The sequence below is a fragment of the uncultured Desulfosarcina sp. genome, from assembly GCF_963664155.2.
Classification (GTDB): domain Bacteria; phylum Desulfobacterota; class Desulfobacteria; order Desulfobacterales; family Desulfosarcinaceae; genus Desulfosarcina.
On record NZ_CAXXXH010000002.1, the window covers coordinates 945,970 to 959,667 of the forward strand.

At 44.0% G+C, this 13,698-nt stretch carries 11 protein-coding genes; all 11 read right to left on the reverse strand.

Going from position 1 to position 13,698, the window contains the following annotated elements:
• Position 1 precedes the first annotated feature (1 nt).
• Entirely contained in the window at positions 2–1,204 is a 1,203-nt protein-coding gene (locus ACHZBS_RS28385; protein WP_319409905.1) for a glycosyltransferase, read from the reverse strand.
• 143 nt (positions 1,205–1,347) lie between these two features.
• Positions 1,348–2,748, reverse strand: a complete 1,401-nt coding sequence (locus ACHZBS_RS28390) for a hypothetical protein (RefSeq protein ID WP_319409906.1) — start codon at positions 2,746–2,748, stop codon at positions 1,348–1,350.
• A gap of 1 nt (position 2,749) precedes the next feature.
• Complete coding sequence (locus tag ACHZBS_RS28395) at positions 2,750–4,141, reverse strand: hypothetical protein (protein WP_319409907.1); 1,392 nt, start codon at positions 4,139–4,141, stop codon at positions 2,750–2,752.
• Positions 4,128–5,828, reverse strand: coding sequence for a nucleoside-diphosphate sugar epimerase/dehydratase (locus tag ACHZBS_RS28400; RefSeq protein WP_319409908.1), 1,701 nt, complete (start codon positions 5,826–5,828; stop codon positions 4,128–4,130). The genes ACHZBS_RS28395 and ACHZBS_RS28400 overlap by 14 nt, the downstream gene beginning before the upstream one ends.
• 202 nt (positions 5,829–6,030) lie before the next feature.
• On the reverse strand, positions 6,031–6,606 hold the full coding sequence (locus ACHZBS_RS28405) for a sugar transferase (protein ID WP_319409909.1): 576 nt from the start codon (positions 6,604–6,606) through the stop codon (positions 6,031–6,033).
• A 14-nt stretch (positions 6,607–6,620) separates the two neighbouring features.
• Positions 6,621–7,580, reverse strand: coding sequence for an SDR family oxidoreductase (locus ACHZBS_RS28410; protein ID WP_319409910.1), 960 nt, complete (start codon positions 7,578–7,580; stop codon positions 6,621–6,623).
• Complete coding sequence (locus ACHZBS_RS28415; RefSeq protein WP_319409911.1) at positions 7,570–8,769, reverse strand: glycosyltransferase family 4 protein; 1,200 nt, start codon at positions 8,767–8,769, stop codon at positions 7,570–7,572. Before ACHZBS_RS28415 ends, ACHZBS_RS28410 begins: the two co-directional genes overlap by 11 nt.
• Positions 8,770–8,803: 34 nt before the next feature.
• Positions 8,804–9,919 carry a non-hydrolyzing UDP-N-acetylglucosamine 2-epimerase gene (gene wecB / locus ACHZBS_RS28420; protein WP_319409912.1) on the reverse strand — a complete coding sequence of 372 codons (1,116 nt, stop codon included), beginning with the start codon at positions 9,917–9,919 and terminating at the stop codon, positions 8,804–8,806.
• A gap of 35 nt (positions 9,920–9,954) precedes the next feature.
• Complete coding sequence (locus tag ACHZBS_RS28425; protein WP_319409913.1) at positions 9,955–11,526, reverse strand: alginate lyase family protein; 1,572 nt, start codon at positions 11,524–11,526, stop codon at positions 9,955–9,957.
• Positions 11,519–12,607, reverse strand: a complete 1,089-nt coding sequence (locus ACHZBS_RS28430) for a hypothetical protein (protein ID WP_319409914.1) — start codon at positions 12,605–12,607, stop codon at positions 11,519–11,521. The genes ACHZBS_RS28425 and ACHZBS_RS28430 overlap by 8 nt, the downstream gene beginning before the upstream one ends.
• Positions 12,608–12,891: 284 nt before the next feature.
• Complete coding sequence (locus ACHZBS_RS28435) at positions 12,892–13,656, reverse strand: hypothetical protein (RefSeq protein WP_319409915.1); 765 nt, start codon at positions 13,654–13,656, stop codon at positions 12,892–12,894.
• Positions 13,657–13,698 lie beyond the last annotated feature (42 nt).

Sequence of the window (13,698 nt, forward strand, 5' to 3'; positions counted from 1 at the left end):
CCTATCCACTGTTCTTTTTGGGTTCCATCAATTTTTCATACAGGGATTCAACATCGCTCAACAATCGTTCCATAGAATAGTGTATCAGAACGTAGTCTCTTGCTCTGTCAAGCCGGCCTTCATCTTTCCAAGCTTCACTCGTCAACATATCGTAAAGTGCGTCAGTAAAACTTTCGGGATCGTCTTTCGGGCACAAAACCCCCCTCTCACAAATTTTGAATCCCTGGTTTTCTATACGGTTAGGTATTTCCTCTCCTAATAAATCTTTGATTCCTCCTACATCGGTACTGATCACTGGCACTGAAGCCGCCATGGCCTCGACAATCGAAACTGGAGTGCCTTCGTTTAGAGAGGTTAAGGCCAAAATGTCGATGTCGGCATAGACCATAGGCATGTCACTTTCCCATCCGCAAAAGATGACATAGTTGGTCAATCCAATATCGTGAGTGTACCTCTCAAGATACTGCCGATCTTCACCATCACCAATCAATACGAAACGCAGATTTCGATCATGGTTATTGCCAATTAATTGTTTACCGGCATCGAGGAACATTTTATGGTTCTTAATTGGAACCAATCTGCCAACAATGCCAATCAGAATCGTTTTCTCATTCAGATCATGTTTTTTCCGGAAAAGGCCTTTTGATTCATCGCATTGTACAAATCGATTCAAATCGAAACCCAATTTGATAACTTCTATTTTTTCAGGGGTTCCAATCTGATAAACCTTATTGAGGTCCTGCCGTTGACTCTCACTGATGGCAATGATCCGATCGGAAAATTTCGCCAAAAACCGTTCAATCATTAAAAAAACGAATGATTTAATGGTGCTGAAATACCCTTCGAGCACATTGCCATGGAATGTGTGGACGATAAGGATTTTTTTTCTACTGAAAAAGTTAAGGGAAATAGCGGCTATGCGGGAGATGGCTCCTGCCTTGGAAGTGTGCGAATGAATGATATCGGGTTTGAATTGCCTGATCAGAAGAAAAATGTTCAGCAAAGCAACCAAATCCTTTTTAACGCTAAGTTCTCTTTGTAGAGATGGGATAACAATTATTTGTTCATCGCTAAAGTTAAGAATATAACTCATATCTCCTTCGTTTGAAGATATGGATCCAGTGACGAGTTTATGAACGTACCTATCTCTATCCAAGCCCTCACTAAGGTTTTTAACGTGGATTGCAGGTCCGCCAATGTTCATCCGTGTAATAATACGTAATATTCTTGTCTTTCGATTATTCAGCTCGAATCCCCTTCTCTGATTGAATGATCTTTCAAAAACCCATTAATTTATTCCATAATCCTGTAAACTCATCCTTGTTATGGCTTGATGACGTCGCCTTATCAGTTTCTTCCCAAGATAGTCGCAGTCGTCAATTTATCAAAACGTTTAAGCCAACCCATTTTTTCAAACCATGTAAACCAGCCTAGTGAACCTAACATTAGTATAAGAAACAGGAAACCATATCTATGGCGGTACAACGATCCTAAGTTTGCCTCGGCAAATGCGTAAATCATAAGAAAAAGACATGCAAAATATAGAACTATAAACACTTTTGGTTTTCGGTTGTACAAGAATAATAGAAAAATCCCAGGAAGAAAAAGATAATAAATGAACATTTCGCCAGATGCGATGCGCCTCTGTATACTGGTCTCTTTAAACCATGAAGATGGGAATGGTGCGAATAATGCCACTTGTAAGGCTCGCGGCAGATATCGAATAAATTCTATGGCGTTATCTGGCTGTATATTTCCATCGATAATCGATCTAGCCCCCACGCTTAATCCATGATGAATTATTTCTGTGCGAATTTTTGCAGCATTTTCGAAATAGTTTTCAACGAATTTAGGAAAGAAAGATCCATTACTCCATTTCCAATGAATCTTATTAATATTCTTATTATGGGTGTATTTAGAATGTCTGACAAGATATCCTTTTTTAACTGCTTCTTTTTGTAGATTTCCAACAGGTATCAATGATGTAACTTTTATTGCCCCCACCAACATAACTATCGCAACAGTAAAATAGAGTACCGCCGGCAATTTTATTTTGAATTCACATTGAGGGAATGATGTAACGAGGATTGCCAACCATACTCCTACAGTCGATAGTAAGAGTAATATCAAGTTCAGTGGGCGGACGCTCCCGATCAAAAGAATACCTAAAAGATGCACTACAGCAAGGAGCAGCCAGGAATGAAATCTATTTTTCGCCCCTATTGCTCTGACCCAGGTCAGTAAAATCAATAGTACACCAGATATCATATAGCTGTCCTTATGGTTCTGAGTATACCAAGTGAGAGCCGAAGGAAATATGACAAACAGACTCGCGGCAATGATCCCGGCATATGTACTGGCAGGTGTTTTATCGCCAAGATCACGGGATAAAAGAAAAATTAGTGTTCCACCTAAGGCATGCAGCGCCGAACTTACCGGTATAACTATTAACGTGTTGTGCCCGAACAGTGCGTAAAGAGCTCCAAGGATTGCAACATTACCCTTTGCGCCGGTCGCCGGGTATATCTGCCATTTTCCCCAGCCGTATTGATGAATCTGGTCGGCCAGATAGGACGCAATCGAATCAAAATAGGCAGCATCTTTCAACATTAGTCCATTTCCGGCATGTAATGATGGGAAAAGGGGAAGTATGAATTTCTGGAAAATTAGGGCAGCCAACATCGCATAGCAAAAAAACAAAATCCACAATTTGATTGACAACTGTTTTTGTATCTCATAAAAATTCATTTCATTTCTCAAAACGTTTAAGCCAACCGATTTTCTCAAACCATGTAAACCACCCTAGTGACCCTACCGTTAGCACCATAAATAGATACCCATATCGATGTCGGTACAACGTTCCTAAGTTTGCCTCGGCAAATGCGTAAATCATAAGAAAGAAACACGCAAAAAAAATGACAAGAAATACTTTGGGTTTTCGGTTGTACAAGAATAATAGAAAAATCCCAGGAAGAAAAAGATAGTAAATGAACATTTCGCCAGATGCGATACGTCTTTGTATACTGGTCTCTTGGAACCATGAAGATGGGAATGGAGCGAGCAATGCCACTTGCAATGCACGTGGCAGGTATTGGATAACTTCTCTTATACTCTGTGGTTGAACATCCTCATCAATCGTTGATTTTGCACCGATCTTTAGACCTCGCTTAATTTTTTTTGCACGAATCTTAGCAATAGATTTAAAATAATTCTCAACTTTTTGAGGAAAAATAGAACTACGTTTCCACCGCCAAGCTGATTTATTGGTGATTTCACTTGTAATAGTATTATTAGAAATAAATGGCTTCTTATGCACTGTTTTTTGGGATGAAACATTAATTCCAGCTAAAGTTATATTTCCAACTGAATCCATTGAAATAAATTTAATTCCGACTACAATTGTGATGAATGCAATGGCAAAAAAAGAAGCTGGCTTTACGATATTTCTTAAATGATGTTGGACCACTGATCCAAGAGAAACTATTGACAATGCACCTATCGTGGCGATGAATAGTAAAATAAGGTTGTATGGACGAACACCGGCAATCAACATTACGCCGATCAAATGATAAAGGGATAAGAGAATCCAGTCCTGAAATCGGCATGAGTTTTCTGAGGCTTTTATCCAAGTCAATAAGACCAACAACGATCCGGCGATCATATAGCTATCTTTGAGGTTCTGGCTAAACCAAGTGAGCGCTGAGGGAAATATGACATAAAGGCTTGCGGCAAGAAATCCTGCACACGTGCTGGCGAGTGTTTTATCCCCAAGCTCTCGTGCAAGGATCAGAATCAGTACCCCGCCCATAGCATGTAAAGCTGAACCGACTGGCATCATTAGTGCGGTGTGATGCCCAAATAAAACGTAAATCGCCCCAAGGAGAGCAACATTAATCCCTGCATAGGGTGCTGGGTATACGTGCCACTCACCCCACCCCTGAAGATGAATCCTTTCTGCAAGGGAATATGCTACCGAATCAAAATAAGAGGCATCGTCCGTGATCAAGCCGTTGCCTGCATTAAACGAAGGGAAAAGCGGGAGTATTGCTTTCCGAAACAGCCAAGCTGCTAACATTGAATAGCAAAAAAACGATAGCCAAACAAAAAAAAAGTGCTTTTTATTGAGGTTAATGGTCTTCATTAAAAGGTCGATAATCTTTAACTATTTTTTTTAGAAGTAATTTTATCCTTTTGTCATCCTGTACTTTGGATGACTGCAACAACGCTTCGATTGTTCCATTCAACTGCTGAAGACCGCACGATTCACCGTGGAGTGCCATTATTTTCTTGTGGCTTGTTGGCACAATGCCCTCTCCTTCCGTGATCAGTTCCTCATAAAGTTTTTCACCGGGTCTCAGGCCAACAAATTCGATTTGAATATCCCTACCCGGCTCAAACCCTGAAAGACGAATGAGATCCTTCGCCATGTCGACAATTTTGATCGGGCTTCCCATGTCCAATACATAGATATTGACTTGGTCTTTTCCCAGTGCACCGGCTTGCAATATTAGTTGGCAGGCTTCGGGTATTGTCATGAAGTAACGGGTCACTTCCGGGTGGGTGACTGTCACTGGCCCGCCTTGTTCGATCTGTTTTCTAAATAGCGGCACGACACTGCCGATACTTCCCAGAACGTTGCCGAAGCGGACGATCGAAAACCGGGTGTGCACGTCGTTCAAATTGGGTTGACATTGAATGAGCCGTTCGGCAACGCGCTTACTGGCCCCCATTACATTGGTCGGTCGCACGGCTTTATCTGTGGAAACGAAAACAAATCGTTCAACATGGTGACGAACAGAAAAGTCAAGTAAATTGGCAGTCCCTTTGATGTTGTTTTCCACCGCCTTCCAGGGTTGGATTTCCAGCATAGGAACGTGTTTATAGGCGGCGGCATGGAAAACTACTTGAGGGCTGAAATGCGTAAAAGTGGCATCGACCTGCTGGATGTCTAAAATATCCCCTAGTATGGGGTTCACTTTAATATCCGCAAAGCTATTTTTCAGCTCCAATTCAATACTATAGAGCGGACTTTCCGCCCGTTCGAAGAGCAGGATGCTCCTGGGGTTGAATCGGCAGATCTGACGGCATAACTCCGAGCCGATGGACCCCCCCGCACCTGTTACCAACACAGTTTTGTCTTTCAAGTAAGATTCGATTCCGGCAGCATCCATCTTTACGATCTCCCTGCCCAGCAGGTCACGGTAAGCCACATCTCGGATGCTCTTTACGGAGATTTTTCCGTTGATCAATTCACCATATCCAGGGACGGTCTTGAAGGGAATGCCCGTATCCTTGCAGGTTGACACGATCCGGCGCATTTGTCTGCCGTCTGCGGATGTGATCGCAATCAATATTTCGTCAGCCTGGGTCTGGGCTGCTGCTGCCGGCAGTTCCGCCACAGTTCCGAGAATTTTGATCCCATGAATGGCCCTGCCGATCTTGTGGACATCATCGTCTAAAAAACCAACAATCTCGTAATTCAGATGCGGGTTGTTGTGAATCTCCCGACATATTTTTTCGCCGGAATTGCCTGCGCCAATTATAATCAGCTTCTTGCTGTTTTCCTTTCTTTTGGAAAACGACTTCATGAGAGTCAGGAATGCAGATGGAGTCAATTCAGCCTTGCTGACTCTTTCGTAGAAGAGCCTGACGCTGAGCCTCAAACCGGATATCAACAGGATGGTCAAGAACCAGTCAATGATAAAAACCGATCGGGAGAAGCCGATGAATCTGGTACTCAAGAGAATGGCGGCGATAACGATCAATGAACTGAGTGAGGCGGCTTTGATAATGTTGAGCAGATCACTGATGCTGGTGTAACGCCACATGCCTTTGTAAAGCCTTAACATGTAAAAAAAGGTCAATTTCAGACCCACCATCCAAGGCAGCACGACAAACAGCGTTTTCTGAAAGTGATTGGGAATGTTCCATTCGAACCTGATCAAATAGGCACCTATCAATGCTGCCGATATCAGGAACGCGTCTGCAAAAATGATGAGAAGCAGGTTTTTTCTTATGATTTTCATTAAATTAATGCACGATACCTTTGCTGCCGGCGACACTGAAAAGAGTCATGAACAATATTCTCAAGTCCAATGCAAAGCAACGATGTTTGAGATAAAAATCATCCAGTTCAACTTTGGCAGGAATTGGCAATTCATCACGACCGTTGATTTGGGCCCACCCGGTTATTCCAGGTACCAACCGATGAACACCCTTTTCAGTTCGCAGATGAATCAGATCATCCTGATTGAAAAGTGCCGGCCTTGGTCCCACGAAGGTCATGTCCCCTTTGAGCACACTAAAAAATTGGGGTAGTTCATCGATGCTGTATTTTCGTAAAACCTTCCCTACAGGTGTCAGATGACGATCCGGTAATGATAACAGGTGGGTGGCAACGATCGGCGTGTCTACCTTCATGGTACGGAATTTGGGCATTCTGAATAGACGGTTGTGCAAACCTATCCGTGATGACCAAAAGATAATAGGACCAAACGATGAAAGTTTAACGGCAATACCAATGATTAACAGGGGGAGTGCCAATAGACCCCATAGAAAAGCACATAGTGTGATATCAAAAAGCCTTTTTTCACGTTCGTAATTCATGGCATTCAGTTGACTCACTGTTCAAAATTGACAAATTGCTTAAACCAATTTACTGTTTTTTCGATCCCTTCATCAACACAATAAGGTGGCGACCAACCCAACAGATCTTTTGCTTTTGAAATGTCTACCTGCAAAGATCCGCACAATCGCTGAACAACATCTTGTCTCCCGATCAATGTCGCACAGGTTTTAAGCTTGCTTGTCGATATTGGGAATAACCACGCTCGTCGGCCCATCGCTTTTGCGATATTCCTTATCAGGTTTGTGGTTGAAAGATCTGAACCATCGGAAACAAAGAAAATTTGGTTTGCTGCAGATGGATGGTTGATACATATCGTTATAAAATCTAATAAGTTGTCAATACCCACCAAACTGCGCTTGTTATCTATAGCGCCCAGTGGCAACGGTGTTCCCCGATATAACCATCCCAACATGGATAAAAAATTTCCTTTAACCCTAGGGCCATAAACAAGTGGAGGCCGAATAATCACCGTTTCCATTGCAGTCGATTCTGAAAGTTGAAGCAGGCCTTTCTCGGCCTCAAATTTTGTAACTCCATAAGGAGTTTGAGGTGAAGGAAGATCACGTTCTTTAAATGGGTGGTTAGGGATTGTGTTTTCTCCATTAACCTTGACCGAACTGAGAAAGATAAACCGTTTCACGCCGGCAGCGGTTGCCTGTCTAGCTATATTTAAGGTTCCGTCTACGTTAGCTATACGATAATCGGTCATTGGATTTACACTTCGTTCATTCTTAACATGAACACGCGCAGCCAAGTGTATGACGACATCAACATTCTCAAGCGTTGAGGACCAATCCGTCTTCGGATTAATGTCTGTTACTATATCCCCCTTTTCACCTTTCCCGCTTCGTAAAACCCGGCGAACAGACAGGCCCTTTTCTGAAGCGACTTTACAAAGGTGGCTGCCTATGAATCCTTTTGCTCCCGTGATAAGGATTTTTTTATTGTTCATGAAAATGTATTCTTTGCTCGACTGTTTTAAGCATATCCGCAATCATTTCTTTGACAATTGCTTTTCGGGAATATTTTTCAATAAAGTCTCTACGCAATGTTTGCCCCAGCTCCAACGACGCTAAAGCGGAACAGGCAGCAGTAGCATCACAGGGTGGAAACACAGCGCTATTCACTACATTTTCTTTTAAAAATTCTGCACAGTGACCATTTGCACCAGCTAGAATCGGTTTTCCGCTGGCTGCATATTCGAATATTTTTGACGGCAGCACCCGTTTAAATGCCTCAAAATCATTAAGATGCAATAACAGCACATCAGCTTGGCGGTATAATTCCATCAGTTTGTTGCGTGGCATGGGATCCAGCAGTGCTATATTGGTGGCTGAAACATTTTGAATTTGTTTTTCTAATTCACGTCGTCGTCCTCCATCACCGACCACAACAAACTTCCAATTCCTTCCGATTCTTTGTGCCATTTGAGGTAAGATGCGATGAAGCCCTTGACCGTCACCGATGTTGCCCGCATACAAAATGGTTTTGGGAGAGTCAGAAGTGATGATTTTGCGGAAATTGTACCTTAAAAACTCCTCGTCGACACCATTGGGAAAAAAGGTGAAGCGTTGATTCAATTTCCGTGCTTTGAAATAAGGTATAAAACCTGTGGAAACCACGTTGACCGTGGCTGCACCCCGCAATGCATATCTCTCGGCCATTCTTACAACCGGAAGTAAGGCATGCAGGGGCGAGCCTTTAAAAACATCATCTAAGGTGTCTGCAAAAATATCTCTAATATCTAAATATAACGGTAAGTTAAATTTGCGCGCAATCGATGCGCCCAGCACACCAGTGGCTAAACGGGAGGATGTCGCAAAAACTGCATCGTAATCGTGCCTCTGAGTGGCTCGCCGTACTTTCCATGCAAAAAAACTAAATGCGAACGATTGGTCAAGGATACCGCTCTGGTGACCGGGAAGCTTGATGCGGCGGACAGTTACCGGACCCATATGTTCAATTGAGGGTGCTTCTGACGCAAATGTGCTGTATCGGTTAGGCATCGTGGTCATCATATCAATTTCCCACGAATCTCCGGCCCGTGAGATTAATTCCTCAATCAATGCTGTGGATCGAAAAGAACCGGCACAAAGATCAGGTTGAAAATAGAAAGAGAGAAATAGCAGTTTTCGTTTCAAATCAGATCATTTTGTACAAAAGAATGGAAAAACACTAAATAGCTTCGATAATTGCTCTAACAATTCTGGGAGCCGTTTTTCCATCCCATAAATCTGGACAAACCGGCTTCTTTGTTTCATGCAATGCGTTATGGAAAGCCACGCTTACATTCTGAATTTCATTTCCAACCAGTATACTTGCACCACCGTTTTCCTTTAACGTAATTGGCCGCTCTGTATTCCAACGCATCGTAAGGCAGGGGGTGCCCAGGAAACAGCATTCTTCCTGCAATCCTCCGCTGTCGGTAAACATGATCCGGGCATCCATCTTAAGACGCAACATTTCATGATATCCCAATGGGTTAAGGAGTATCAACGTGCTGGATCCAAGAATTCTTTCTAATAAATTAAATTCCTTGAGACGCTCCATGGTACGTGGATGAACTGTCCACAGGAGAGGGATTTCGGTAGCCACTTCATTCATCAGAAAATCCACAACTGCACTCAGGACCGATTTGTCATCAACATTGGAAGGACGGTGCAATGTTACAACAGCAAATCCATTGGACAGTTGCTTTATCGTATTAGGCGGCAACGGTGAACCGATGCGATTATCTCGCAGGATGTCTGTTACATTCAGATACGCGGCTTTGTCCTTGTTGGCCACCAACGTATCAATCATGATGTTGCCAACAAATCGAATTTTATCCTCTGAAACGCCTTCTCGGCGCAAATTTTCCGCTGAAAGTCGATCTGGTGTCAGCAGAAGATCTGAAAGCCGATCCGTGACAAGCCGGTTGACTTCTTCGGGCATGGTCATGTCACCGGACCGCAAGCCGGCCTCGATATGCGCCAGACGTACATTTTCCTTTTTAGCTGTAATCGAGCACGCACAGGTGGCGTTCACATCGCCCACCACTACAATCCAATCCGGCTTGTGGTCTCGGACCACCTTTTCGAAGGCCATCATGGTCTGACCTACCTGCTCGGCATGCGTACCTGACCCGATGCCTAAGTTGATATCGGCTTCGGGGATTCCCAGCGCCTGAAAGAACGATCGTGACATCTTGTCGTCGTAGTGCTGTCCCGTGTGCACCAGGAGATGGTCGATGGTCAGCCGGCTATTGCGGTTGTGGACTTCGATGGCCTGTACAAAGGGAGCGATTTTCATGAAATTGGGTCGTGCCCCGACGACGGATAAAATTTTCAACATGCTGTCTTGATGTCTATTTCAGTTAAAAGATGGTCGTCGAATGCAACGCAGACACAATCGCCTGTTGCCAGGCGATTGAAGCCAACTGCGTATTGATAGGATTCGAGCCATACCTTGCGACGCTTTGGGAACCGCATGCAAAGCGCGTCGCAGGTGAGTTGATCCTCTTCCAAGAAGACCTTTCTGTGCGGTGCGAAATGAAATCGGGCAATCCCTGTTCCGCGCGGCAGCAGCCAATCTTCGATGGCGATGTCTTGGGGCCGGGTTGAAAATCGGCGGCGGTGTATGGAGGGAAAACCATTGTGCTGGGCAATTACCTGATCCGCCGTGTCTATCAGTATCACGATCTTGGCCCGCCGGCCAACCCGGAAACTCCCCCAGACCTCACTTTGCTCGGCACCGTCCATCGTGACGGTATTATGCGCGGCAGTACTGCGTTCGTATTGCCGGCGCAGTCCGGTCTCATAGGTGCTGACGCCGGTATCGACAAAATAGGGAGTTCCGTCCACCATGAGGACGAAGCTCAACATGTCGCAGTGTCCGTGAGCCGGCAGATAAGCCGGGCCAATTGGGCCCGCGTCCAATACCAGCTCGTAGCGCTCTGCCTTCAAGATTCGGTAGCCGCTGGCACCCAACGGAACCTGATCGGCTTGAATCTTCAAACGAGTGGCATAGCCCTGCAATGCTTTAATGTCAGCAGCCATGCCGGAACTGCTGTCGTTGAACGACGGGGGCTCTCCGTTGGCAAACGACAACTGATCCAACCAACCCATCATGAGGGCCGCTTTTCTGCGCAGCAGCGGTAGCAATTGCCCTGCCGTATCGCCGGTTTTTTGCAGCAGGTTGACAGCGTCCAACACGCGCTCAAGCATGATGGCATGGTACATTGGGCTCAATTCGAAGTGAGCCCCGTCCGGCAGGACCTGTTCCTCAAGTTCGGATTGCAATATTTCGTCTGCCGTTGCGCACAACCGATCGTCGTTGAAATAGCGCGTGCCCCAGAGTAAGGCAAACCCGTTTTCCAACAGGTGATTGCCCAGCAGGTGGAATTCAAGATTATCCAATAGAATGCGGATTTGGGCGTAAAGCGATGCGTCAATAGCTTCGTCTTGTATTTGGTGGTGCGAGAGGAATTTGATCCAGTTGACCACTCGCAAGCTGATGGGATACGGTTCCATTCCCTCGCGGTTGCAATCGGACTGCTGAATAAAATCGCGAATCAAGCGCAGGCCTTCCGCCTCAGACATATCGACCTGGTGAAGATAATCGAAATAATTGAGATGGTAGGCCCATAACTTGCTGTGTCCCATGAAATTCCAATCGATGGCATGATCGAAATCATACGACAGGTTGAGAAAGGCGAACCGGTTGTCGCCCTCCCAGCAGGGAGCGGTGCGCATAGAAGGCATCAGCCTAAGAGGGCTACCGGCAGCTCGGATCGCCATGGGGTAGTGGAACCGGAAGAGGCGCCTGTATTGCCTGCGAAGCGTATAGAAAAGCCGGTAGCGAAACTGTACCGGCTTGAGATGGCGCAAGGTGCGCAGGTAAAGTCCGGGATCAGGCATGCGATTCTGGCTTGGCCCCGGTGGCCACATCCTCGAACATCCGGTAATGGACTTGGGCCATATATTCTATCGAATACTTTTGTTTGGCAACATCTTGAAGCCGGTGGCCCCATTCCTGGAGCTTCCAGCGATGGTTCTTCATGTAATCGATAAATTTATTGATTTCATACTCATTTTCAAAATTGATGAACGGTTGCGCAGCCTCTTTGGCCGGCCAGAATTCCGGAGCGTGCCGGCTTTGATTATCGATAACGATCCCCTTGCCATGCTGCGCTGCATTTAACACAAGAAGCCCAACGTGACCGGGGCTGGCAACCAAGTCAGCCCAGTCAAAGTGAGGATCGAGGTCTTTTCCGATGGTCCTGCTGATAACCGCAACCCTTCCTGAAGCGGATAGCTCCGCCGGAATCATCAAGGACTCCATTCCCGTCCCGATCAGCCGGACATGGACATCGCTGCAACGCATTGCCAGCGATATTAGTCTATCAAGCTTTTTTCGTGGTTGATTTCGTCCCACAAATAGCAGCCGGAGTCCGGAATGTGTATCGAAAACAGGCTGACGAAAGTCTTCCTGACGAACTTGCGTATTGTTGAAACTGACAGCCTTTACACCGAAAAGATCAAATACTCTTTGAGCAATCGGTTGGCTGTAGGTCAAACATCCGGCACTGTATTTGAGCAGATTTCGCCTTACCCATCGGATCGGCCTGTTGTCGTTGTGCCCAAAAATTTGTCCACGCCATATCCAACGCTTTCGGTATCCCCTGCCCTTTAAATACAAATAGAGACGCGTCAAATGGCGCAAATTTAAATCGACACAAATGGCATCCCAAGATTTTCCAATCAAAAGGCGAACCAATCCCGGTTGCCAATTCGTTCCCTCAAAACGAAGGGTTGGAAGCTCTATGTATTCATAGCCTATACGTCTATCCGGAGGACATAAAAAATCTTGTTCGCATGGCTGAGCTACAACAGTTAAATTTACATATTTGCATAGTTCTTGTAAAAAGCTTTCTCGATAGTCTGGAGCATGGTCTAAAACAAGAAAAACCGATAATTTATTTTTTTTTTTATAACTCATAAAAAGGCTGTCATAAATATTTCAGGCAGAATGTTTTGTGATGGCAAACAAACGATATCCATCAAGGGCGATAGTTTCAGGTGAATACTATCCTTGCACAAGCCGTGCTTCTGAAAAAGGGTTTGAATAACGAAAGACTTAAATTCTCATCAGGAGATTGTTTTTGCAACTTCAGATAATAATATATTTCTCTTATTTGATCATTGATTGCCGTAAAATCAGCTATCTTTGACAGGTCCTCTTGTTCCTATCTTATTTTGGATAAAGGACAGTAAATTTAAATTTTAATAATCATAATTGCTATGTCTTCTGGCCGTAAAAAGGACTGCATAAACTATAAGTACCTCTATTAATCCAAAGAAAATTCTTGCAAAATATGGTTTTTTTATAGCAGGTTTTGAAATTCCTTTGGCAAATCGTTTCATCAAATATATTGCGCCAGGTATAAGTGTGTATTTTATATTGAATCCAGTAGTATTATAACCTCTATAAAAAGCCTTTACTGAAGGAAATATGGTTTTCCAGTTTTCTTTTAAGGCGCCTCTGATTATAGAGTATCCCATAATAAATACGGAAACACTTGGATGGGTTTTGAGTTGTGAGTATTCGCCCGGGTCTACAGCGACAATGATTTTTTCCTCAATATTAATAATAATGTTTGAACGATTGTAATCGTTAAATACTATTACATTACCAAGTGAATCAACAGAACTTTTATGTAAGATTCCTATCCAGTAACCAGCATGAAAGAATAATTTAGAGCATTTTGTTTCACGAAACAGTTCACGGAGATTCTGGCCTTGGATATATTCCATTGAAAATGAATTATTTTGCTGGGAATAGAAGTATACTCGTATTGCCTTATAAACGTATTTATTGAATTGATCTGGAACATAAATTTGGCTTATTTTTTGTAGAAGATAAAAATCTCTTATTGCAATTCCATTACGAAAATACTGTTTATCTAATAACTTCCCACCTTCTTTTATGGAGAATTTTCCTTTGTTTGTTTCCCATACTAAACCATGGTTATCTTTTTCTGAAAACAAAATCAGATCCTGCTTTCGCCCAATTTTTACAAATAAGCTAAA